The organism is Legionella sp. W10-070 (assembly GCF_900640175.1).
Taxonomy (GTDB): Bacteria; Pseudomonadota; Gammaproteobacteria; order Legionellales; family Legionellaceae; genus Tatlockia.
In genome coordinates this window covers 1-22,544 of record NZ_CAAAJC010000031.1, presented here as the reverse complement: position 1 = coordinate 22,544, position 22,544 = coordinate 1, and the positions used below count along the sequence as shown (strand labels likewise).

Sequence of the window (22,544 nt, the reverse complement as noted above, 5' to 3'; positions counted from 1 at the left end):
CTGGACTGCATTGTGGTTAAAATCAGGCAGGATAAACAGGTTATTAATAAATCCATTTATCTTGCGCTTGGTGTTAACCTTGAAGGCCAGAAAGAACTTCTGGGCATGTGGCTATCTGAAAATGAGGGTGCCAAATTCTGGTTGAATGTGCTGACAGAGCTGCAAAATCGTGGCATCAAAGATGTTCTTATAGCCTGTATTGATGGCCTTAAGGGATTTGCCGATGCTATTAATACGGTATTTCCGGAAACCAAAATCCAGCTTTGTATTGTCCATATGGTACGTAACGCCGTGAAGTACGTTCCTTGGAAAGATTACAAAGCAGTCACTGCCGACTTAAAGCTTATCTACAAATCAGCAACAGAAGATGAGGCATTGCTTGCACTAGATCAGTTTTCTGAGCGCTGGGATAGTAGATATCCGCAAATAAGCCGCTCCTGGCGCAGTCATTGGCATAATCTCAATACTTTATTTAATTATCCAGAGGACATTCGAAAGGCTATTTATACAACAAACGCCATCGAATCTCTCAACAGTGTCATCAGGAAAGCCATTAAAAAAAGAAAGCTGTTTCCTTCCGATGAGTCGGCTAAAAAAGTCGTTTACCTTGCTATAATGGATGCTTCCAAAAAATGGACGATGCCCATTAGAAATTGGAAGGCTGCTTTAAATCGGTTTATGATCGAGTTTGAAGAGCGATTAATTGATTTTGTTTAAACAATGACAGTTACACAGAATTATTTACAGGGTCAAAAAATATCTATTCTGTCTTTGGTTCTCATAAGCACTTCGATATACTTACCTTGCTAATGTAAAGAGATTAATTGCCAGCTCTCTCGGACAATAGAAATGTTCCCGACTTTGGTAGAACAATAACTTGTGTTTGTTTAAAAATAAAGGAGTAAAAATGAACTTTAAACTATCTTTAAGCATAACAGCTGTAGCCACTACCTTGTTATGCCAGGCAGTTTTTGCTGAAAAAAATGAAATTACGTTTAAAAACCAGAGAGGCTCTGTTTTAGAATTGAACATTCTGGCTGATAATAAAATCGCTGGCTATTTTACAACAGCAGTAGCTTCTAAAACTTGCCCTGAAGCAGTTAACAAAAAAAGACCTATTACGGGTTATCTTATTGGGAATGCAATAACGTTTAGCGTGGTTTATCCTATGTGTGAATCAGTTCTCAGTGTAAGTGGTAATTTTGACAATGAGAAAAAATCTATCGATACCCTTGCTATATTAAATAAACAGGCAACCGATGTTACTCATGAAGGCCCCGGTGCACGCTTTATCGGACATGATTCTTACCAAAAAATAGGCTAAAAATCTGATGAGTAAAACCCTAGCCATTCGTTTTGCTGTTTATCAAGATTTGGATTTTCTTTATAATTCGCTCGTAGAGCTATTTACAGAGCAGCAAGTGCTAGATAGATTTTCGCAAACAAAAGAAACTTTGTTGCAAAATTTTTTCTCAGCACAGCCAATAGCTGAAGCCCTAATAGCCGAATTAGATAATGTACCAGTGGGATTTGCAATTTTCTCGATGACTAATCGTAACTTTCTTCTTTTTGATGGCCCTGGCCTTTACCTTCATGATTTATTTGTGAAAGAACAGGGTAGGCGTCAAGGAATTGCTACGAAATTATTGGCTAGATTAAATGAATTAGCAAAGGAGCGTTTATGTACTAGAATAGATTGGGTTCTGCTGACTAAGAACAACTTGGGTCGAGATTTTTATTCCAGCATAGAAACAGCAAAACCTGTAGACTATATCCAGTACATGAGAATTAATAGCACGAATGACCAATAAAAAAATAAACGAATCTGTAATCATGAGCACAGGAGACAAGACAATAAAGGCCAATAATAAATGGCTAGGAGTAAGAAAAGTATTGTCTAGATGTTCTGAGCGCGATTTAATTGGATTAGTGGCAGATTTGTATGCTCTTTCACAATCAAATAAAGATTTTCTTGAGGCGCGCTTTATTAAAAATGAGCAAGTACTTTCACGTTATAAAGAGCTTGTAAAAAAATATATTGCGCCAAATGAGCCATGGAAAAATAATCAACAAATCAGCTTAAAAGATGCAAAAAAGGCAATAAGTGACTATAAAAAAGCAACTAATGATACACTAGGACTTATTGATTTGATGGTTTGTTATGTTGAATATGGTACAGATTTCTTATGTGAATTTGGCGATATGTATGAGCAGTATTACTGCAGTTTAGAATCAGTTTTTAGCAATATATTAAAATTAATAAAAAATTTTGACGATGAGGAAATTTCTGGTTTTGAGCAAAGACTTCGTGTTGTAGTTAAAAAAGCTGAGCATATGGGATGGGGATATTATGATGCAATATCTGATATGTTAGATGCTGCAATGTCTTGAACCGTATATTTTTAAGAAAACATTATAGGTTAAACGTGCATTATCAAAAATAGCGATTGAGGCACTGCTAAAATTAGTTTTTCCTATTGGATAGACCGTTGTCTGGACACAAGTCCTTCAGCTATTGTTTTGATAATCTGCAAGCAGTTCATTAAGGATCATTTTAGATTTTTCCGCTTCGCCAGGATTAACACCACATAACCCAGCGCAGACAATCAATGCTTTCCACAATGCCCACCCTTGCCCACGAGCCCAGGTGCCTTGGTCTAATTTTAGAGCTTCTTGAAAGACATTTCGGCTTTCGTCTTTGAAAAAAGTCCAGGCAATTGCTAAATCGCAAGCTGGGTCGCCAAGTCCCAATTGTCCAAAGTCGATTACGGCACTTAGTCGGCCGTCATTTACTAGTAAGTTACCTGTTGCAATATCACCATGCACCCAGACAGGGGATTTTTGCCAAGTCGAAGCTAATGCAGACTCCCATATTTTAGTTGCAGCTTGGGTATCAATTTTATTATTAAGTAATTTTATCGCTTCTCTTGTCTCTCTATCATAGACTGCAAGATTACCGCCACGATAGAAGTTATGTTCTCCTGCTAAAGGACCACCGGTGGCATCACATCCCTGCAACGTCACTAAAAATTCTGCCAATGCAATAGCAAATCGGTTTAAATCATTAATACGATTTATTGCTGCCGTATCTCCTTTAAGCCATTTATAAACAGACCAATGCCAAGGATACTCTTTGCTTGGTTTACCCATGGCAAGGGGCTCTGGAACTGCTACTGTCAAATGCGGGGCTAATTTAGGTAACCAATATTGCTCTTTTTCTACTTGCCCTGAGTATTCCGCATTGGATGGTAAACGCACGGTCATCTGTTCACCGAGATGAAAGGTTCGATTATCCCATCCACTAAATTCTACAGGCTTAATTTTTAAATTTTCCCATTCTGGAAATTGGGTTTTGATCAGTTCTCGTACAAGAGAAACGTCGATATGAATGTCATTGGTATTGGGCATTATTAGCACCTGTTAATAATTCGGTTAATTTTTTAAAATAAGCTTCATCACCACCATCTTCTAATGCCCAAGCCCATGCAAGTACGGCTTGAACGTAACACCAATCAATGATGCGTTGCTCAGATAAGTTAAAGATTTTAGCAAACTGTAAAATGCGGTTATTAATAATATTTAAAGCATTATTATGTTGCAGCAGTTCTGGCATAGGGTTTCGAATAAACGCTGCAATGTCATAGGCTGGTTCTCCTATTAGGCCTTTAGGGTCAATAACAACCCAGTTATTACCATTTTGTAGAATATTGTCGTGATGCAAATCGCCATGAAGCAGGATAGGTTTTGCAGAGGTTGAAATTAATTTCTCACGCAACGTCCTCGCTTTGTCTAGTAATTCATTGGGTATATTAAGACTTTTATCCAGCGCTGTAAGCCAATCATTGATATGAGGAAAACGATGAGTGTTAGGTATAGGGGCTTCATGTAACCGTCTTAAGCATTCACAAGTAATCTGTATGGCATTATTATCTTTTTCGAAAAAATAGGCTTTTAAAGAAACACCTGAAACGGCACGCTCAAGTAGTAGCATCTCCTCGTTTTCCATCAGCACATTAACTGCGCCAAATCCCGCAAAGGCTTTAAGCGCAAGCGCTTCTTGTTTTAATGCATTACTATCAAGACCTATTTTTAAGACAATAGGTTGTACATCTTGAAACCCTGATAAAACGTAATTGTAGCTTAAATTTTCAAAAGGCTTTAAATGAGATAATCCATAAGTTATTTCTAACCGTGCAATGAGCTGAGGTAAATTAGCAAGCCATTGCTTTCCCTGTTCAGCATACAAATTAATTATATTTTCTTCTAATTTTTTCATGAAATATTTTTTGTAAACCATAACACTAAATCGTCATCTACCGGAACGCTATCACCTGGTGGCACTACCTGATAATTGTAAGTTACACCGCACCCATCCGGTGTATAGCCTTTTTTAATATATAATTTTTGGGCATTACCATAATCACCATACAATCCAACACCTAAACCAACAACGTGGCTGCGAGTAGCAGCTAACCGTTCTGCAATTTTTAATAATTGTGTGCCAATGCCTTTATTCCGATAGGGTGGCAAAACATTTAAGTCCATAATTTCTGGGATGCCTTGCTCTTTAAAAGGTTGATAATAAGAACTCCATTTTAATGTCACGTAACCAGCAAGTTGCTCCTTATGTAGAGCAACCCACATAAACCGCTCATTAATGGTTTGCTCATGCCAGTAAAGGTTAAAAGTTGATTGAGGTTTATGCCAATGGTGGCGAGCGAATTCGTTAACTAGAAGAGGAATGTCTGTTTCCTCAAAAGCACGTATTTCTATTTGGTTTAATGTTGAAATATGCGAGTCATCTTTCAAGTCTTTACGAAGAAAATAAAATATCGAATTTTTATCAAAACCTCTGCGCTCGAACTCTACATGGAACCCTAGCTTCTTGTAAAAATCCAAAGCCTCCCAATCAAATGTATTGACTGCAATAAAATTACATTGACTCTCCTTTGCTAAAGCCTCTGCTTTTTGCATTAACTGAGTGCCATAGCCTTTACCGCGCAATTCTTCGGCGACCCACAGCTGCCCGACATACAGGCCACCATACATGTTGTCACCGCCACATCCGCCCATGATTTTTCCATTTTCATCACGAATAAAAAAAGCAAAAAAATCGAGCTGTCTCATTCCCTTTTTTTTGCTTAGCTTGTTCCATGATGCCATCATTTAATACTTGGATGTCTTCTGACGTGGGATTTGTTTCATAGCTTATTTGGTAATTCATTAATTTTCAGCCGTTTTTTAAAATCGTTTAATAATGCTTCTGCTTGGGCAATACAGGTTACTACCGTACTCTCAGGAATAATATCCCCTGAATAATCGGCAATATTGCGTTGCTTACGCATAGCATCGAGTATAATTACTGTTTTTTTATCAGTACCTAAAGTCTGGGGCAATAACTGAATCATCGTTTGATGATGGCCAGGCTTAGACGTTAAGGTTCGATATCCATGGGCTTGAAGTGCTGCATTTGCTAATTGCATAATGGCCTTATAAGCAGCGTCAAAACGATTTTCAGCGCTGACCAAGTCAATTTTTGAATCTACAATATTGCGTTCAGCAGCATGCAAAAGCCGTTTTATCGCATCTGGATTCGATGGTATCTTTTCCAGGCTGATACCTATTAAGTTATCCAAGGTCATTTTCAGCTCCCATGATAAATAGTTTAGGATTATTTAAAATCTCTTGGATGAAGAGTTCTTGCTTTTGTAAAGAGGCCTTCCATTGTTCTCTCGAATATATTTTGGGATTAATTTCTCGTCCTAAACTGGTTTGAGCAGAATAAAGAGCGGTTACTATTTCTGTAAAATCAATGTCACCAATAACAAGTACATCGATATCAGAGCCCAGATTTTCAGTTCCTTTTGCTACCGAACCAAAAACACAAGCCACTTCGATTTTTTCAGCTAATGGAGCTAGCGAATTAAATAAGACATCCACCAAACCAGATGTTTTTTTCAAAATGCTGCTAAGTTCTGGGTAAATAGGTAAATTACGATTAGCTTGATAGTAGACCTGATTACCACTGAGCTCGCGTAATAGTATATTAGCCTTAGCAAGTTTGGATAATTCTCGATGAAGCGTACCTGCTGTCGTACTTGTTAATCTTGCAATCTCTCGGACATGATAGCGCTCATCAGGGTGTAGCAGTAAAAGCCCAAGTACACGCCGTCGATATTCAGAAAATAATATGGAGGTATCTAACATAATTTCCACATGAAGCCAAATGAGCTTCAATCATAGCTCAATAAGCTACACTATTCAATGAGTAAAACAGTGAAGTTAAATCTCACCAAGAGTTGAGGTGCTTGGATTGGTGGGAGTGACGAAAGTGATAAGTGTGATGACTGAAAAAACTTATTTTTTATTCCTGTTGATATGTTAAGTCGCAAATGACTCTAATAGTGCTATTTTTATACTATACATTTTCTCCCCTAAAAGTTTAAAATTAGATACTGCTATAATTTTGTTCTTTTGCTGGCGGGCGAGGAAAGTAGAAACTGTAAATTTGATTAAGGCTAACGAAATAAAGCCTAGCAGCGTGCTAAAAGGAACGTTTAGAGGAGCGTTTTTGAAATTTTGAGTTTAATAGTTTCGAGCTAGGACGCCAAAACCCTTACTGGGCTTGGCTCCCCGGGACGGGCTCGAACCGCCGACCTAATGATTAACAGTTATAAAATTATGGCTTTTAAGGACTTTTACCAATTTTTAACATTTCCTGACAACCCTTTGTTTATAAGGCTTTCAGCTATTATTCTGGTATAATCTCTTTTATTATGTTTTAATTAATTCTTCGACACATGTTCGACACGTTTTAGAAACGCATAAACTGGAAGCCAATATGAGAATCACAAAATCAGCTCTTGATAAATTACCCAGACCTGTTTCAACCACCTCGGGACGAACGGCACAAAAGCGATATTATGATGATTCCATGAAGGGGTTTGGCGTTAGAATCACTTCCGGTGGTACAAAAGCCTTTTTTGTGGAAAAACTGATAAAGAATAAACTTTCTCGAATTACATTAGGTCGCTACCCAGATCTCACGGTTGAAATGGCAAGAAAGGAAGCCCAAAAGCTGCTCGGGCAAATTGCTACTGGAATCGATCCTCTTGCCGAAAAGCGCGCTGAAAAAATGCGGGAAATGACCTTAAACGATGTATTTAATGATTATATCCAAGTCCGTAAATCGCTAAAGCACAATACCCTTTATAATTACAAGAAAGTTTTAGGCACGGGTTTCGCTGGCTGGGGTGATAAACCATTTCTTACCATCACGAAAGACAAAGTAGCCAAGCACCATAAAAAATTAGGACAGGAACGTGGCGAAGCTTATGCCAATTTAGCCATGCGTCTATTGCGAGCCCTTTTTAATTTCGCCGCCGGTCAATATGAAGACTCACAAGGAAGATCATTAATTACTGAAAACCCAGTGAAACGCTTATCCCAAACCCGTGCCTGGTATCGAGTTGAGCGTCGGCAAAGCTATATTAAAGCCCATGAACTAGCTGGTTGGTATCTTGGTGTGCAACAATTGCAAAGTGAGATTTTGAGAGACTACCTGATGCTTATCATACTGACAGGCCTACGCCGTCAGGAGGCTGCAACACTACGCTGGGAGCAAGTGGATTTAAAAGCCAAAACGCTTACTATCCTCGATACTAAAAATCATGACTCCCATACATTACCGCTCTCTAGCTACCTGTACGAATTACTCTTAAGACGCCGGCAAAACAAGAGCAATGAGTATGTTTTTCCCGGTACCGGCGCTGCTGGTCATATCATCGAACCACGTAAGCAAATGGCTAATGTCACCAAGCTCTCAGGTATTCATTTTACCGTTCACGATTTAAGACGTACCTTTATAACCATTGCCGAAGGGTTAGATGTATCAGCTTATGCCTTAAAACGCTTAATGAATCATAAAATGAATGGTGATATTACCGCAGGTTACATTGTGACTGATGTTGAGCGGTTGAGAAAACCAATGCAACAAATTACCGATTACTTTTTGAGATGCATGAGGGTAACTGAGCCCTCAACATTACCCGGTTAACCCCTAATAGATAACTATATTTTGTTTGTTCTTTTTCATTTTATACGTGAACTATTAAAATCATAATATAGTTATTTTGGATTTATGCTATATTGTATATATAGTTTTTCACACAATTAATGAAAATATGAATGCAGATTATAGTAAAAAAATGGGGTTTGAAGGCTTAGGAACGTCGGAAAGACAATCATTAGCTCGGTTATGGCGTGCGTCTAAAACAACCATCACCGCTGAACTAGCTGCAAAAGTATGGCAACTAACACCAGTTCAAGCGGCTAAACGCTTAGCCCAGCTAAATAAAAAAGGCTGGCTTGAGCGAATTAGCCAAGGTGTCTATATATTGGTTCCCATAGAATCTTTAACCAGCGATATAGTACCCGAAGAACCTTTTGCTATAGCATCCGAGATGTTCGCTCCTTGTTACATTGGTGGCGTTAATGCGGCCAACTACTGGGATTTAACAGAACAATTATTCAGAACCATTACAGTCATGACGGAAAAAAATGTGCAGAACAGAAACCCCGTTCTTGCTGGAACAGAGTATGTTCTACACACATTAAAACCAAAATATTTTTATGGTCTAAAATCAATCTGGCTAAGTGGTGTCAAAGTCAAAATTTCGGATCCAACGCGTACATTGATTGATATGCTCATGTTCCCAGATTTTTGTGGGGGAATTAATTTTATTGTGGACGTTCTTGGAAACTATCTTAAATCTGAAATGAAAAATATTGAGCAATTTATTGAGCACTTAAAGCTTGCCCCAAATGGTGCGGCTTTAAAACGCCTTGGTTTTCTTCTTGAGGCTAAATACCCCGAAGAGCAAAAATTGATGGATTATTGCCAAAAAAACTTAACCACCGGCTATGCCAAACTTAATCCAGCTCAAACCTGTGATAAATTAGTCACTAAATGGCGAGTATGGGTGCCTCAATCCTGGAAGGAAAAAGCAGTATGATTAACAAACAAGACATTCTTGATGAAGCAAAAAAACATAAGCTACCCGCAAATACTATTGAAAAAGATTATGTATTGAATTGGCTTCTAGCTGGTATTAGTGAAGCGAAACAATTACAACATGGTTGGGTATTCAAAGGGGGTACCTGTTTAAAAAAATGTTACTTCGAATCGTATCGATTTTCAGAGGATCTTGATTTCACGATATCCAATATTGGTGATCGAAACCCAGATTATCTCAAGACAGTATTTGTGGGTATCGCTGGTTGGGTATATGAACAAGTCGGATTAACCTTTCCAGAAGATGGTATAAGCTTTGAATTATATAAGAATCCAAGGGGGGAACTTTCTATTCAAGGGAAATTAGCATACATAGGCCCTATGCAAAGAAGGGGAAACAATCCAACTCTTAAATTAGACTTATCCTGGGATGAAATCTTGGTTGAGCCACCAATTCAGAAACCCATTTTCCATCCTTACAACGATGATGCTTTTGATTATCAGGTTCAAACCTATTGTATTGAAGAAATATTTGCAGAAAAGCTCCGAGCATTTGTTGAACGAATGAGGCCAAGAGATCTATACGATATTATTCATCTGTTTGATGACCCCAGATGGTCACCTGATCGTAAAAAACTTATATCGGCTTTAGAAAAAAAATGTGACTTTAAAAATGTTACCGTTCCAACGCTTGAATCAGTTAACGCTATGCCCGGCAAAGCTGATCTTAGTGCTGATTGGAACGGCATGTTAGCACATCAAATCTCTGAGCTTGAAACTCCAGAATTTTATTGGGCAAAACTTCCTGATTTGTTTAACTGGTTGTATGGCAACTAGAAAAATCATGTTAAAGAGTTTTTTACAGACATACAAAAATCACGAGGGACACTGGGGACAAGTGGGACGCCCGCGTCATTAGTGGGTTTTAGCTGTCCCAACCTTGTTTTGCATCATTGGGACGCATGGGACACATTCATTTTTAAAACTATTTTCAGTAACAATCAATATCATTTGATAACACATCTTTGAACTCGATCTTTTGCCCTTGACAATCTTTGAGGGAATACGCGATACTTTTTACAAGCTTGAAGTTAGAGCTTTTATTTCCCACCCAAGGCTATTTAGCAGGAGCTAAATTCAGCTAAGGAAAGGATAGGAACAATGTTTTGTTCTGGCCAGGCCGGAAAGGCATTGGGATTCATCAAAGGATTGACTGGTTCAGCATTATGCTGTGTGAATAATCAATTGCGGAGACTCCTATGCCTGCACAAAAAATATCTAGGCTAGATCTATTAAACGAATTCGAATCAGCGCCCCATTCTGCGCTTTTTAATCAACAAATCATCGCGGCAGTTTTAAGCTGTTCCACCCAGTTACTTGAACGTAACCGTTGGGCTGGTGGTGGTGTGCCTTATTTGAAAATTGGTCGCAAGGTTTTATACCGTAAAAGCGATGTACTTAATTTTCTCCAACAACAAAAAGTTTATTACTCAACCAGTGACGAAGGTCAGTCGCAGCTTGTTGAGAATGCATAACAATTACTTTTTTTGATTTGCCGGAATGCCTTGGTTTCATTCCGCTGCATTGAATGTTGTTTGGAGAACAAAGTATGTCAAATAATCACGTTATTGAATTACCCAATACACCAAAAATACGAGCAATTGTTTGCGATTATGCGGGCGGTCGGTTTCGGTTAACGGATGAAGGGTTAACTTTTATCGGCATCGATAAAGATGGCAGCCCCTTACCCCCTCGATGGATATGCTCACCCTTGCATGTTGTTGCAAAAACACGAGATGCTCAAAGTGGTGAATGGGGTCGCCTGCTGGAATGGCAGGATGATGATGGCATAACCCATCAGTGGGCGATGCCATTGTCCTTACTGCAAGGTGATTCCTCCGATGTAAGACGAGAGCTGGCAAGACTTGGGTTGAGTATTTCACCCAACAGAGCAGCACGTGATCTGCTTACCTCCTATTTACAGGTTTTTCCGGTTGAAGCGCGTGCACGTTGCGTGGATAAATTAGGCTGGTATGAAGATGTTTTTGTCACCGCAGTTCGGTGTATCGGGCAATCAACAGAGAAGATTGTATTCCAGAATACCCACGCTATTGAGCCCGCATTGTCTTCAAAAGGCAGCCTCGAAGAATGGCGAGATTCAATCGGCCGTCTTGCGATTGGCAATTCAAGACTGGTGTTTGCCATATCAACAGCCCTTGCGCCAATACTGGCAAAGTTAGTAGGGGAAGATTCGGGCGGTTTTCATTTCAGAGGCGCATCATCATCTGGCAAAAGCACCGCTCTAAAAGTAGCTGCCTCGGTTTGGGGCAATCCACAATCCTATTGCCGTTTATGGCGTAGCACGGCGAATGGCCTTGAAGGTCTGGCAGCATTACACAATGATGGTTTACTAATTCTTGATGAGCTGAGTCAATTGGATTCCAGAGAAGCTGGTGAGGCTGCTTATTTACTGGCCAATGGTCAGGGAAAAACACGTGCGTCTCGTACTGGTACGGTCCGAAAATCTGCTCAATGGTCTTTATTTTTCCTCTCGGCTGGGGAGGAGTCTTTGACAGCTCTTATGGCAAAAACAGGGCAGCGCAGTAATGCAGGTCAGGAAATACGCCTTGCTGATATTGAAGCGGATGCTGGGTGCGATATGGGTATCTTTGAAATGATTCATGATCAATTGAGTCCAGCAAGCATGGCTTTATCACTTAAGCAATATACCAGCCAATATTATGGCGTCATTGGTGTGGAATGGCTTAAAAAAATTGTTACTCATCGACAGAAAATAATCAAATTTGTTACTGATACTATTCAAACCTTTGTTGGTGCGGTGATCAAGCCGGATGCAACGGGCCAGATAATCCGTGTGGCCAGGCGCTTTGCATTGGTAGCTGCTGCCGGAGAGTTGACCAGTCGTTTTGGTCTGACTGGGTGGAAAGAAGGTGAGTCATTCGCTGCTGCTGAGAATTGCTTTACTGCATGGCTGGATGCTTTCGGTAAAGATGGCAACCGCGAAGACCGTGCCATTATGGCGCAGGTGAGAGCCTTCTTTGAATCGCATGGAGCCAGCCGTTTTGACAGTGCAAATCATCCCAACAATGAAAAAATTATCAACCGAGCTGGTTTTTATCAAACCGACAATGAAGGTTTTCGAATATATATGGTGTTAACCGAAGTGTATAAAAACGAACTCTGCAAAGGTTTCGATCAACGCAGCGTGACCAAAACTTTATTGCAAGCAGGATGGCTGAAATCCGCCCCTGATGGTAACACCTCACACAAGCCAAGAATTAAAGGAGTTGGAACGCCAAGACTGTATGTGTTTACCAATAAAATTTGGGGAGGGGAATAAAATGTTATATGCAAAGCAGCAAAGTTCGTGTTTTTACGTTGAGCACCGAAGGTGCGAATAAGACTTGTGAAGGATGGTAGCCAGCTTGCTGGTTAGCTAACTTCACCTATCTTGCCCTGTATTTTGAAATTTATTTTAGAACCGCAATTTGGTAATTATTCGTTATTGTTCGTTATATAACGATTAGTAACGGGAATAATCATAAATAAACGAAAATAAATAATAAATTACCGAAAATTACCCAAAATGGCTTTGCAAGTTACCGAAAAGGTCGAAAATAAATAGAAATAAATGATAAAACTAAAAGGATTGAACAACTATTTTTACGGAGAACTGATAATGAAAAAAACCTTAGTAGAAACAATCTCAACTTATGGGCAGAATCCACAAAGAACAAACGCCAGAAAAAACAAGGTAGAATTTTTAGCCTTGCAAGAGGACATTTCCGAAGCCTTAGAAAAAGGGTGGTCGGTTACCGCTATATGGGAAACCTTACGTGATGAGGGAAGCTTCACCGCAACCTACAATACGTTCCGCTTATATGTATTGAAATACCTGAATAGCCAAAAAAGCGTATAAACCAAGCCATCTGTCCCAAGTGCCCCACTTTCAAAAAGTGCCAAGGGACGGCTCTAAGCCAGTAATGACGGGCTTGCCCCATTTGTCCCTTGTGTCCCATGCAAAAAAAACAACAATGAATAAATATGGTTGAGACAGATAGCAAGATGGGGATTGATAGCTTTTGTAAACTTAGTGATTGAGATATGACCACAGCGTATTACGTGACTTGATTCCCATTTCATTTTGAATAGTCTGGCAGGCTTGAGCATGTCCTGCTTCTGGCAATAACATTTCTACTACGCGCCGTTTTGCATACCAATACCGCCAGCTTTTGTTGCTGGGAAGGTTATACTTTTTAAGTTCGCTGCTCCATGATGTTCTTAAATGCGAATGACCATATTTTTTGATGAGGTTAATATCCGTATCTATTAAATGATTCAACTCATTTAAGATAGCCTGCTGCTGTTTGGCACATGCCGGAATAATACGTTCCATTGAATTAAAAGCAATATCACCAGAAATTGTTAATTGACGGTCTTGGATATTAACGGGAGCTCTAATCTTGATGGCCTCGTTAAAGGTAAGGCCAAATTGCATTTGCAAAGCCATAATGATGCGAACTGGCGGATAGGTCAGGCACTGCCAGAAATCAGCATCCATTTTAATGCGTTTTTTACGTGGCTTAGTGCGGGTTAATTGCAGGCTTTTGTTATCGATATAAGGCACATGACAATCTAAATCGGCTATAATTTTTCTTATAATAACCATATAGCGCATGATGGTGGTAGGTTTGATTCTTTGTTTCTTCCAACATTTAACCAATTTGTGAATATGTTGGGTTTCAATATCCTGCCATCTTGCAGGTGTATTTTGACAGGCATACAAGCCATGAATCATTTTATCAAGAACAAACGCACGACGTTTTCTTTCTTTATAGGTTCCTTCCTTATTCATTTTCATTAGGTGGTAAGCCTGTTTTCGCAATGAACTATTTCGCATCATCCGATCCCGAAAAGGTAGTTACAATGTGGTATTTGCCCTGTTTGAGTTTAGTGTTGGTCGAACGGTTCAATTCAATAATGAAACCCGGCAAAGCCGTATAGCTCGAAGTTTGGGCAAATCAATCGTTATAAAGCAAACGATCTCGCCATGGTACAACGTATTTTTTGAGGTGTTTTTCTCCTTTTATTTGCTGGTTGAATATATAAGACAAAGCCAAAAGCTTTATCCCTGATTAATGGTCATTATCCTGATGATTATGGCTCTTTCGAACCGTCTCTATCGAATGACAGAGTTCCATGAAGATGTTCCCGGCTGAACGTCCAGCCACGGGGTTAAGGGAACAAAGTGGCTTAGCATTAGACGCTTAAGCGTTTCGCTGGATTTCACCAGCTCATCAGTAATGCTTCAGCTTTAAATTATCAAAGTGAGGATCTTGGGGCAAGCAATTTAGGGTATTATTTTATCCTTTCTCGCGGAGCGCGTCAGGACAGATAGGTGGTTGAGGTTTGATTTTATTGGGTTGTAGAGTTTGTGAGTTACTGCGTCACTGCACAGAATACAGTGACGCAGTATTTATTGTTAACCAGCTCTTTTTTGCACTAAGCATTGGAGTTTGTATTTGAGTGCATTGTTCGGTTTTCTTTAATAAATATAGCAGTAAGTTTTTCAAACTCCACAATTATGAATCCAAGCACACCAATGATGCCTATTCCAATACCGTAAGATAGAGCAAGCGATTCTGTTTGAAAAAGAAATTGCATAAACGGCAAATAAGTAAAACTGATCTGCAGCATTGCTACAACCCCAATTGCAATTAACACAGGTTTCGTACCATGTATACCCCTCCAAGTGAACGAAGGCCCATGAATGTATCTTGAGCTAAACAGGTAAAATATTTCAAGTAATACCAATGTATTCACTGTCATTGTGCGTGCTGTTTCAATACTTTCTCCTTGCCACAAAGCCCACTGAAATACACCAAAAACACCGAACAGAAATACGATGGAAACAAATACTGTTCGCCAGACAAGGTATTTGGATAATAGTGGTTCATGGGGTGGCGCAGGTGGTCTTTTCATAATATGTGGTTCTGATGGCTCGAAGGCAAGTGCCAAACCTAATGCCACGGAACTGGTCATGTTGACCCAGAGAATTTGTACTGGAGTAAAAGGTAATGAGAAATTAAATAAAATAGCAACAGCAAGGCTGAGCGTTTCTCCGCCATTGATAGGCAGCAGGAATAAAATGGCCTTTTTTAAATTATCATACACCGTACGACCTTCTTTAACAGCGGCTACAATTGAGGCAAAATTATCATCCGTTATAACCATTTCGGACGCTTCCTTGGCCACCTCAGTACCTTTTTTCCCCATAGCAACGCCAATATCTGCCCGTTTCAAGGCCGGCGCGTCATTGACTCCGTCACCAGTCATGGCTACCACATATCCTTTTTCCTGCATAGTCTTAACCAAGCGCAGTTTATCTTCCGGGCTGGTTCTGGCGAATACATTCGTGTGCTCTATGGCTTCAGAAAAGGCTGAGTTATCGAGAGCATTTAATTCATCTCCGGTAAGTGCTTGATGCCCTTCACCGATTCCTAGTTGATTAGCAATGGCCAGTGCTGTGATAGCATGATCGCCCGTGATCATTTTGACTCGGATGTTTGCAGCATGGCATTCTTTAACTGCGATAATTGCTTCTTCTCTGGGTGGATCGATGATGCCGACGACACCAAGCAGGATCATATCCGTCTCAATATCATTCACTTTTAGTGTGTTTTTAAGGGTGTTTAGCGGTTTGTATGCAATGGCTAAAGTGCGTAACCCAAGTTTTGCCATTTCTGTTACCTTTTCCTCCCAGTAATTCCGCTCAAAAGGTATTTTTTGATGGTCTTTTAGTTGAAAGCTACAACGCTTGAATATGGCTTCGGGTGCACCTTTTGAATAGATGGTTGATTTTGATCCATGTTGATATAAAGTGGCCATTAAACGGTGCTTTGGATCAAATGGAATGGAGTCCGTCAATAAAAAAGTTTTTTTCAATTCCTGCCTGTAAATACCTGCCTTGGCAGCAAGCGCAAGAAGAGCGCCTTCCATTGGGTCTCCATCCAATTTGGAATTTTTATAGAAATCAATTTCGGCATCGTTGCAGAGTACACAGGCGGTAGATAAATCGATTAAATCCGAGTTGGCCACTGGGTTTGTTTTTTTCTCATTAATAAAAAAATCACCTTTCGAGCTATAACCAGTCCCACTGACATGTAAATCAGTGGCCGCAAGACAAACTTGTTGTACAGACATTTCATTTCTCGTCAACGTCCCTGTTTTGTCAGAACAAATGATGGAAACGGAGCCCAGAGTTTCGACAGCCGGTAATCGACGGATAATGACATGCCTGCTCGCCATACGCTGGACTCCTATAGCCAGTGCAACAGTCAAAATGACAGGCAGTCCCTCAGGAATTGCAGCGACGATAATACCCACAGATGCCATAAACATATCGTGGGCTGGAATTTGGTGTAAATAAAAACCAATGGCAAACAAAAGCCCGGCCAGTGTTAAAATAAATACACTTAACCAACGTGCAAATACCGCCATTTTTCTTAGTAAAGGGGTTGTTATGGATTTTACTTTGATTAACAACTGATTGATTTTTCCTATTTCTGTTTGTATACCCGTTGCTACAACAATGCCCTCCCCTGTGCCAGAGGTAACTAATGTGCCTGAGAAAGCCATGTTGGTGCGCTCTGCCAGTGGTGTATTGTCTGGTATTTCTTTGGTGTTTTTTTCAACAGCATTTGATTCACCTGTAAGAATTGCTTCATCGATTCTCAAATTCTTACTAGCGTACAGCCTAATGTCCGCAGGAACTTTATCTCCCGCTTGCAAAATAAGCCAATCACCGGGTACCAACTCTTTGGCCGGGATTATAAGCCGCTTATCTTCTCTTCTTACTGTCGCATTGGGAGAAAGCATTTCACGTATCGCCGCAATGGCTCGCTCCGCTTTACCTTCCTGTATAAAACCAATCAAGGTGTTGATTAAGACCACACCAAATATAATGGATGCATCAATGAATTTTCCAAGATATAAAGTAGCCAATGCCGCAACCAACAATATGCAGATGAGAATGTTTTTAAACTGAGCTACCAAGCGGGCAAAAGCTGATCGCTGAGCTACGGATGGTAACTCGTTGTATCCAGAATCAATCAGTCTTTTTTTTGCTTCCAACTCCGTCAAGCCAGATTTTGGAGATGTGACAAACTCATTCTGAATATCGTTAAATGGGCGACTGTGCCAGGAAGGTATTGTTGTTATTTTCGGCGTCATAAACTCAGTTTTGTCCTCAAGTCAAAGTGGGTTAATCGCTTAACATAAGCATCATCAATAGTCTTGAACCGGCGAAACAAAGCCGGGTGGCTTTAGTGCTAAGAGAGAGCAATCCATTTTATGGAGAATATTCTCGGCTGTATTCCCAATGATAAAACCAGCTATTCCTGTTCGGGCTACCGTTCCCATCACTAAAACATCGATTTTTTGTTCAGTAATGAATGAAGGAATAAGATCGGCTGGATTGCCTTTTAATTGATAAATATTCTGCTTCTTGCCAATTCCAGATTGTTTAATCAGTTCATGTAATGCATGAAGATGTTTATTGCTATCCCGGGTCGTCACTTCATTGATTTGTTGCTGGGGCACACTGACTAAGTAATGGCTATGTAGATATCTTTCTATGGCAGAGTCCCAGCAAGATACGATACTGAGCTCGCTATTATAGTGTTTTGCGATAATTTGCGACATTCTTAGAAGATTCACAGAAAGATCATAGGCTACTGGCGTATCATTTGTAGGGTCAATGGCGACTGCCACACTAGGTTTATGGCTTGTATGACCAGAAACCCGATGGATAAAAAGCGCACATGGACACTTGCGCAATAAAGCCATATCTAATGCCTTAAATCCTGCCTTGTTTTCGTTATCTTCCGCTTCTTTAACGACCAAATCATAGTGCTGACGTATGACGCGCTGGACAATTTTAATATCTGGTGTGTCACCCCATTCTATTTCTATGTTTATTTTTTTTACGGGAAGGATTGATTTGGCAACTTCAATTTGCTTGTATGCATTGTCTTTAAGAAAAAGTCCATAAGGTTCTTGATGAGTTGTGATAGTATCAGGAAACTGAGGGCATACAATTAACACATCAAGCGTGGCTTTATTCTCCTCGGCAAGCAGTACGGCCTGCTCTAATGCTTCCTGCTCACCATGAAGTCGGGTGCTAATAAACAAAATACGATTAAATTTTTTCAAAAGTGCACCTCCTTGATAATTAAATCAATTGTTCATTAGCCGGCAGTTATTTTTCCACGCTCAGCACACGTGCAGCAAACGGAACCAACGTACCTTGAACAAGTATAGACGTTAGGACAATAAAAAATACATGGTTAAAAATAATATCTGCCTTTGGTATCCCTGCAACCAGTGGGAATGTGGCAAGAATAATTGGAACAGCTCCACGTAAACCTACCCATGAGATCATTAATAATTCTTTATATTGAAGTTTACTGTAAAATAACGTAATAAAGACACTGATTGGCCTTGCAATCAAAATTAAGAAGAAAGCAAGCAAGATATCAAGACTAATATATCCAAGCAGTTTTGAAGGAAATACTAATAATCCCAGTGTGATAAACATGATGATCTGCATTAGCCAGGTTAGCCCATCGTGAAACTGTATTAAGTTTTCTTTATTGGTAAATTGGTAGCCTGACATCGTTAGCCCTGTTAAATAAACAGCCAAAAAACCATTTCCATGCAGCACCGTTGTTATGCCATATGTAAAGCATACAAGCGCGATGGTTAATACCGGATATAATCCTTTGTATTCAAGTTTTAGCATATTAATTAGTCTTGGTATGTGATGACCCATGGCCCATCCAATTAAAACACCAATTGTGACCTGAGCAACGAACATCAAAAATAAGTGAGTTATCGTGGTGCTTGGAACAAGGATAATTTGAATCAACCCAAGGGTTAATAATACCGCGGTGGGATCATTGCTTGCTGATTCCAGCTCAATAACGGCTTGAAGTTCTCTTTTAAGATGTACTCCCTTTGAGCGTAAGATAGAAAAAACAGCGGCTGCGTCAGTGGAAGACACGATGGCACCCAGCAACATGCTTTCATTGAATGTAAAATGTGTCACATAATAGGAAAAGCTCGCAACCAGGAATGCCGTCAATACAACAGCTATGGTTGAAAGTGCAATTCCTTGTTTTGCTATAGGCTTAATAGTTTTCCAGTCAGTATCTAATCCACCTGAAAATAGAATCGATATAAGGGCGGCAATACCAATTGACTGGGCCAGTAAAGCATTGTCAAAAGCGATTCCGCCCAGCCCTTCAGAACCTGCCAGCATACCGATAATAAGAAAGATTAAAAGAGAGGGTACGCCGATGTGTTCTGAAATTTTACTGCCTAATACACTGAGAATCAGCAAAACTGATATACCTATAAAGATGTATTCAATGGGTATTTGCATTGTTCTCAACGAGTTAAGTTAGGCGTAAGTTTATGAAATCATAAAGGCAATAGATAACAATGAGACACTTCACAATTATGACGGAACAACCAGCATATCTGTAGTGCTTGTTCTTAACAACCTGTCAATTGTCCTTCCTATTAGAATGTAATGCAACAATGAGTGCCCGCGCGTGCCTGCCACAACGAGTTGAGCATCCCAGATAGATGCGTATTTTACTATATCGTTTGCGGGGTAGCCTCCTATAAATTTTGTTGAAAAACGAGTGGCATCGACCTCACATTCCTCTAAAAATCGGTCCAGTTTTTTTTGTAAATTCTGACTCATTTCATCATCGAACTGTTGGTTTTTACTGATATCGTCAAGGTATTTTCCGTACCAGACATCGGCAATATGAAGCAGCAGAAATTCTGCATCAGGATAGAGTTGAAAGGCAGTTTCAGCCGCTTTTTTGCTCGCGTCTGAAAGGTCGGTGGAGACTAAAACGCGTTGATAATAGTGATCAGGTTCTTTTTTTATCAGTTGAATTGGGATGTTAGCCTGCTTGACCACTGATTCTGAATTGGTGCCAAGAATATAGTCATTTAGATAATAAGTGCCATGCGCACCCATGAGTACCAGCTGAATATCATTATCGTTGATATACTGGTTAATCTGATCAGGGGCACGGCCTGTGAGCGTGGTAAATTTGATTGGATAAGAGGTAGCTGTATCTTTTAATGCGCGGGCAAAAGCGTGTTCGGCCTCGTTAATTGCACTCTCCTCATCATGAGAGCTGTCTGCCTTAATCAGGGGTAGCCAATTTTGATTAATAACATGCAGACAGGTCAGCTCTGCCTGGAAAAACTCTGCAATTTGAATGGCTCGTTTCAAGGCAAAATGGGCGTGTCTGGAAAAATCAGTCGTTATCAAGATCCTTTTAAGCGCCATGTTCTGCCTCCAAGAGATAGTTCATAAGGTTACAGTATATACCCGTGATCCTTCAAAATGCGTATTTTCTGCTTTTCCTTTTTTGCCCTGCTATAGTTTAAAAAACTCGCAAAGGAATAGCCATTACTCGCTTTTTAAACTATAGCAGAACAAAAAATAAAGACGCATTTTGAAGGATCACGGGTATAGATGAAATTTTCAAGGTATTTTTGAGGCAGCAGGCGCTTCAAATTGATTTGCCAAATCGCTCTAAAACATAAAGGCTCATGTTTTTCGCAATTTCTTCTTCAGCAAAAAATACTTTGCCTGGTCCCTCGTGTTTTAATAACGATGCTTCATCTTCATTATGTGTTCGAATAACAATTTCTATGTTTTTGTTGAGCGTGCGGGCGCATTGAATCATTGGTCTTATGTTAAAGGTATCCGATATGGCAATAACAAGCATATCGGCACGCGCAATATGGGCTTGAATCAACACAGAGGGTACAGTGGAGTCGCCGCAAATGGCAGGTATTCCATCAGCCCTAAGCCGTTCAATCACCTCACGATTTTCATCGACAACCACATAAGGGATATTTTTTTTAAACAAGAGGTTTGCAATTTGTTTACCCACGCGCCCATATCCAACCAGAACAATTTGCCCTGCGAGGTATTTTTCGCTGGTGGTCATGGGTAATTCAGCTAAAGGATCGGTTGATCGTGCAAATAATCGGGCGAATTTCGATCGTGATTTAGCCCAAATCTGAATAGGCTCTATCAGTTTAAAGACCACAGGATTGATGGCGATTGATATTAGAGCGCCAGCTAGAATAAAGCTCCGCCCTTCAATGGGCAACAAGTTAAGCCGCACACCAAGCTCTGCAAGAATAAAAGAAAACTCTCCGATCTGCGCAAGACTGGCTGAAACGATGCATGCGGAGCTTAATGGGTAACGAAAGGCAAGGACTAAAGCAAACGCAGCGATTGATTTGCCAATGACAATAATGCTTACGACAAGAAGGATCTGTAGCGGTTGTTCAAAAACAACATTGGGATCAAATAGCATTCCTACGGCCACAAAAAACAGTACGGCAAATGCGTCTCTTAGTGGTAAGGACTCTTCAGCAGCGCGGTGACTGAACTTGGATTCCCGCATAATCATTCCGGCGAAAAAAGCACCAAGTGCGAAGGAGACACCAAATAATTTGGCTGCAGCATAAGCGATGCTAACCGCAGCGGCTATGACACAAAGGGTAAAAAGTTCCCGTGATCCGGTGCGGGCAATATGCCAGAGCAATTTAGGAAAAAATCGGCGCCCCACAAATAACATCAAGGCTATAAATGCGGAAACCTTAATGAGTGTAATTGCTAATATTAACCATAGATTTTGGTCGGCATGGTGAGATGCGCTGCCTCCTAGCCATTGTGACAAAGGAGGGAGTAAGACAAGAACCATGACCATAAACAAGTCTTCGACAATGAGCCATCCGACTGCGATGCGCCCATTAATTGAATCAAGTATATTCCTTTCTTCAAGCGCTCGGAGCAGCACAACGGTACTTGCGACTGATAAAGCAAGCCCGAAAACCAAAGCGCTGCCAAATCCCCATCCCCATGCAGCAGCAACACATGTACCAAGTACTGTTGCGACCGTAATTTGTACAATAGCACCCGGTAGTGCGATTTTACGGACTTCAAGCAAGTCGGCTAATGAGAAATGCAAACCAACCCCAAACATCAGAAGCATCACCCCAATCTCTGCGAGCTCTTGAGCTATCTGCGCATCAGCAACGAACCCGGGGGTAAAGGGGCCTATCATGATGCCAGCCAATAAATACCCAACCAGTGCCGGCAGTCTAAGTCGTACTGAAATAAATCCCATGAGTAACGCTAAGCTCAGTGCTATGGCAAGCGTGGTAATCAAGGGAAGACTATGCCCCATTAATGAAATCCTGCTTTGTTTTCAGATATCATTTATTTCTATCTGTTTAATCAACTCTAGTCAAGTTGAGTGTTCGATACCCTTATGAGTAAAGTAATAGAATAACAGAAGGGTTTCAGGCTCTACCCCAATTAAGGGGGCACTTTAATCAAGTTAGTATAGACTAACCCTTTGATTTGAGGGTCAAAAGGAAGATTAAGATGCCCAAGAAAGAT

Annotated in this window: 20 protein-coding genes and 1 pseudogene; 10 read left to right on the top strand and 11 right to left on the bottom strand. The window is 40.2% G+C overall.

From position 1 onward, the window contains the following. From E1O65_RS11300 to E1O65_RS11285, 4 genes are all read left to right on the top strand, one after another. Positions 1-717, top strand: a 717-nt coding sequence (locus tag E1O65_RS11300; protein ID WP_133133711.1) for an IS256 family transposase, incomplete at its 5' end; no start/stop codon positions are given. Between the two features lie 190 nt (positions 718-907). Further along, positions 908-1,324 carry an avidin/streptavidin family protein gene (locus E1O65_RS11295; RefSeq protein ID WP_133133710.1) on the top strand — a complete coding sequence of 139 codons (417 nt, stop codon included), beginning with the start codon at positions 908-910 and terminating at the stop codon, positions 1,322-1,324. 7 nt (positions 1,325-1,331) lie between these two features. Then, positions 1,332-1,811 carry a GNAT family N-acetyltransferase gene (locus tag E1O65_RS11290; RefSeq protein ID WP_133133709.1) on the top strand — a complete coding sequence of 160 codons (480 nt, stop codon included), beginning with the start codon at positions 1,332-1,334 and terminating at the stop codon, positions 1,809-1,811. Continuing rightward, the gene (locus E1O65_RS11285) at positions 1,801-2,391 is read left to right on the top strand and encodes a hypothetical protein (RefSeq protein WP_133133708.1); all 591 of its coding nucleotides are present in this window, start codon (positions 1,801-1,803) and stop codon (positions 2,389-2,391) included. Before E1O65_RS11290 ends, E1O65_RS11285 begins: the two co-directional genes overlap by 11 nt. A 117-nt stretch (positions 2,392-2,508) precedes the next feature. Here the strand turns inward: E1O65_RS11285 and E1O65_RS11280 are convergent, their stop codons facing one another. The 5 genes from E1O65_RS11280 to E1O65_RS11260 are packed head-to-tail and all read right to left on the bottom strand — an operon-like array spanning position 2,509 to position 6,207. Then, a complete protein-coding gene (locus E1O65_RS11280) occupies positions 2,509-3,408 on the bottom strand; it encodes an aminoglycoside phosphotransferase family protein (protein WP_133133707.1) in 900 nt (299 codons plus the stop codon). Then, complete coding sequence (locus tag E1O65_RS11275) at positions 3,392-4,276, bottom strand: aminoglycoside phosphotransferase family protein (RefSeq protein ID WP_133133706.1); 885 nt, start codon at positions 4,274-4,276, stop codon at positions 3,392-3,394. Before E1O65_RS11275 ends, E1O65_RS11280 begins: the two co-directional genes overlap by 17 nt. Then, positions 4,273-5,166 carry a GNAT family N-acetyltransferase gene (locus E1O65_RS11270; protein ID WP_133133705.1) on the bottom strand — a complete coding sequence of 298 codons (894 nt, stop codon included), beginning with the start codon at positions 5,164-5,166 and terminating at the stop codon, positions 4,273-4,275. The genes E1O65_RS11275 and E1O65_RS11270 overlap by 4 nt, the downstream gene beginning before the upstream one ends. A 35-nt stretch (positions 5,167-5,201) precedes the next feature. Then, positions 5,202-5,642 (bottom strand): DNA-binding protein, encoded by a 441-nt coding sequence (locus tag E1O65_RS11265; protein WP_133133704.1) that lies wholly within the window; start codon positions 5,640-5,642, stop codon positions 5,202-5,204. Continuing rightward, positions 5,629-6,207: a nucleotidyltransferase domain-containing protein gene (locus E1O65_RS11260; RefSeq protein ID WP_133133703.1), complete on the bottom strand. Its 579-nt coding sequence runs from the start codon at positions 6,205-6,207 to the stop codon at positions 5,629-5,631. Before E1O65_RS11260 ends, E1O65_RS11265 begins: the two co-directional genes overlap by 14 nt. 634 nt (positions 6,208-6,841) lie before the next feature. On the opposite strand from E1O65_RS11260, the gene E1O65_RS11255 reads away from it, so the two are divergent. The 6 genes and pseudogenes from E1O65_RS11255 to E1O65_RS11230 all read left to right on the top strand — a co-directional run. Further along, positions 6,842-8,056 (top strand): integrase family protein, encoded by a 1,215-nt coding sequence (locus tag E1O65_RS11255; protein ID WP_133133702.1) that lies wholly within the window; start codon positions 6,842-6,844, stop codon positions 8,054-8,056. Between the two features lie 76 nt (positions 8,057-8,132). Next, positions 8,133-9,014, top strand: coding sequence for a type IV toxin-antitoxin system AbiEi family antitoxin (locus E1O65_RS11250; protein ID WP_133133701.1), 882 nt, complete (start codon positions 8,133-8,135; stop codon positions 9,012-9,014). Next, positions 9,011-9,850, top strand: coding sequence for a nucleotidyl transferase AbiEii/AbiGii toxin family protein (locus E1O65_RS11245; protein WP_165474966.1), 840 nt, complete (start codon positions 9,011-9,013; stop codon positions 9,848-9,850). Before E1O65_RS11250 ends, E1O65_RS11245 begins: the two co-directional genes overlap by 4 nt. A 422-nt stretch (positions 9,851-10,272) precedes the next feature. Further along, the gene (locus tag E1O65_RS11240) at positions 10,273-10,548 is read left to right on the top strand and encodes a helix-turn-helix domain-containing protein (protein ID WP_133133699.1); all 276 of its coding nucleotides are present in this window, start codon (positions 10,273-10,275) and stop codon (positions 10,546-10,548) included. Positions 10,549-10,622: 74 nt separating this feature from the next. Continuing rightward, on the top strand, positions 10,623-12,374 hold the full coding sequence (locus tag E1O65_RS11235; RefSeq protein WP_133133698.1) for a DUF927 domain-containing protein: 1,752 nt from the start codon (positions 10,623-10,625) through the stop codon (positions 12,372-12,374). 339 nt (positions 12,375-12,713) lie between these two features. Beyond that, positions 12,714-12,944 (top strand): annotated as a pseudogene (locus E1O65_RS11230) (TraK family protein); the annotation flags it as partial. A 180-nt stretch (positions 12,945-13,124) separates the two neighbouring features. Here E1O65_RS11230 and E1O65_RS11225 read toward each other — a convergent pair. The 6 genes from E1O65_RS11225 to ybaL all read right to left on the bottom strand — a co-directional run bounded on the left by E1O65_RS11225 (position 13,125) and on the right by ybaL (position 22,329). Continuing rightward, positions 13,125-13,934, bottom strand: a complete 810-nt coding sequence (locus E1O65_RS11225) for a phage integrase N-terminal domain-containing protein (protein WP_278043654.1) — start codon at positions 13,932-13,934, stop codon at positions 13,125-13,127. 602 nt (positions 13,935-14,536) lie between these two features. Continuing rightward, positions 14,537-17,266, bottom strand: coding sequence for a cation-transporting P-type ATPase (locus E1O65_RS11220; RefSeq protein ID WP_133133696.1), 2,730 nt, complete (start codon positions 17,264-17,266; stop codon positions 14,537-14,539). A 54-nt stretch (positions 17,267-17,320) separates the two neighbouring features. Next, complete coding sequence (locus E1O65_RS11215; RefSeq protein WP_133133695.1) at positions 17,321-18,247, bottom strand: universal stress protein; 927 nt, start codon at positions 18,245-18,247, stop codon at positions 17,321-17,323. A 46-nt stretch (positions 18,248-18,293) separates the two neighbouring features. Then, positions 18,294-19,478 carry a potassium/proton antiporter gene (locus E1O65_RS11210; RefSeq protein ID WP_133133694.1) on the bottom strand — a complete coding sequence of 395 codons (1,185 nt, stop codon included), beginning with the start codon at positions 19,476-19,478 and terminating at the stop codon, positions 18,294-18,296. A gap of 75 nt (positions 19,479-19,553) precedes the next feature. Then, the gene (locus tag E1O65_RS11205) at positions 19,554-20,408 is read right to left on the bottom strand and encodes a universal stress protein (RefSeq protein WP_133133693.1); all 855 of its coding nucleotides are present in this window, start codon (positions 20,406-20,408) and stop codon (positions 19,554-19,556) included. Positions 20,409-20,634: 226 nt separating this feature from the next. Beyond that, on the bottom strand, positions 20,635-22,329 hold the full coding sequence (ybaL, locus tag E1O65_RS11200; protein ID WP_133133692.1) for a YbaL family putative K(+) efflux transporter: 1,695 nt from the start codon (positions 22,327-22,329) through the stop codon (positions 20,635-20,637). Positions 22,330-22,544: the final 215 nt, after the last annotated feature.